We start from the raw sequence: 1,333 nt of genomic DNA on the forward strand, positions 1-1,333 counted from the left end.
GGGGTCGGTTCCGGCTGAGGGCGAAATGACACCCTAAGGGAATAGCTGTCCTTGCCGTCGCCGCGGCTGCCATTGATCACAAACTGCGTCACTCTCGATGGATAGAACATTCCGTCAGCCACCTTGCAGGCATGACGTTGACCGCTGCCCTCAAAGGTATGCGATAGAAGTTCATCGTTCGATAGCTCCATGCATATGGCACGCAGTGCTTCATGACGGCGGTATGCAGGAAGAACTGAAATTCTTCCGGGGCATGCCGGACCGATTCTAAAAACGAGTGTTGGGTTTGCCGGTCAGCACCGAACTCGTTCAACGCCTTCAATCTCAGATTATCCGCATAAGCTCCGACTGAGAGTAGAGAGCCCGCCAGCGCCACCGCTACAAAAATGGGGCCTCGAACGATCGAAAACCGAGCCGGTATCAAAAAGCTGGTCGCTCCGACCGCGAAGCAAGCGGATACGATCCAGAGCCAGTGAGGCGCGCCCAGTCTATCTGACCAGATCGTCGCGAGGAATACTGGCTTCAGCAAGCTACCGAAGACGAAGCCTGCAATCGCCAGGTACGTAATGCATCCAAGCGCGGCGGTCTTCATCCTGTGCTTTCGTCCGACATCCGGCGCGACGCTCATGCCGCCACCTCGACCTTGTGATCCATGTCCGCCCTGGAGCGTCCGACGATTGCGGCGACAGTATTCTTGCTGAGGCCGAGGTCCCGGGCTATCCAGCGATAGCTGCGCCCCTCGGCAACAAGGGCTAGCACCTTGGGGGCAAGCCGATCCGACTTCGGGCGGACGCCGGTCTGCCGCCCGAGTTTCCGACCCCGCGCCCGTGCCGCGGCGAGGCCGGAGCGAACCCGCTCGCTGAGCATGTCGCGCTCGAACTGCGCAATGCCTGCGAGCATCGTCGCCATCATACGACCGTGCGGCGTATCGACCTCGAAGGTCATGCCGCTCATCGCGACCACCGACACGCGCCAGCCCGACAGCCGGTTGAGCGTATCGAGCAGGTCCTGCGTCGAGCGCCCCCAACGACTGAGTTCGGTGACAAGGATCGCATCAATGTGGCGCGCCTGGGCCAGCTTCATCACTTCGGCACGTGCCGATCGGTTGGCCTTCATCCCCGAGGCGGTTTCTCGAAAGACCTCGACCACCTCATAGCCGCCACGCTCGGCAAAACCGGCGAGGTCGCGAAGCTGCCGCTCGCACGACTGGTCGGCTGTCGAGACCCTGGCGTAGATGGCGGCGCGCTGTCCCAATTGAACCCTTCTGGAATTAGGCCTCGAAAAGCCTTGATCTGCGTGGGGTCAGTGTTGTCCAAAACAGACTTCTGTTCAA

General features: G+C 60.6%; 2 protein-coding genes. Both read right to left on the reverse strand.

Annotated features, from left to right (window positions below):
• Window positions 1–88 precede the first annotated feature (88 nt).
• Window positions 89–628: a hypothetical protein gene (locus GGR44_RS16645; protein ID WP_053556452.1), complete on the reverse strand. Its 540-nt coding sequence runs from the start codon at window positions 626–628 to the stop codon at window positions 89–91.
• Complete coding sequence (locus GGR44_RS16650; RefSeq protein ID WP_053556453.1) at window positions 625–1,254, reverse strand: recombinase family protein; 630 nt, start codon at window positions 1,252–1,254, stop codon at window positions 625–627. Before GGR44_RS16650 ends, GGR44_RS16645 begins: the two co-directional genes overlap by 4 nt.
• Window positions 1,255–1,333 lie beyond the last annotated feature (79 nt).

The sequence above is a fragment of the Sphingobium fontiphilum genome (assembly GCF_014196635.1).
Taxonomy (GTDB): Bacteria; Pseudomonadota; Alphaproteobacteria; order Sphingomonadales; family Sphingomonadaceae; genus Sphingobium; species Sphingobium fontiphilum.

Excerpts from the sequence above, each read along its gene's own strand:
- GGR44_RS16645 (WP_053556452.1), bottom strand. The coding sequence starts at position 628 with ATGAGCGTCGCGCCGGATGTCGGACGAAAGCACAGGATGAAGACCGCC.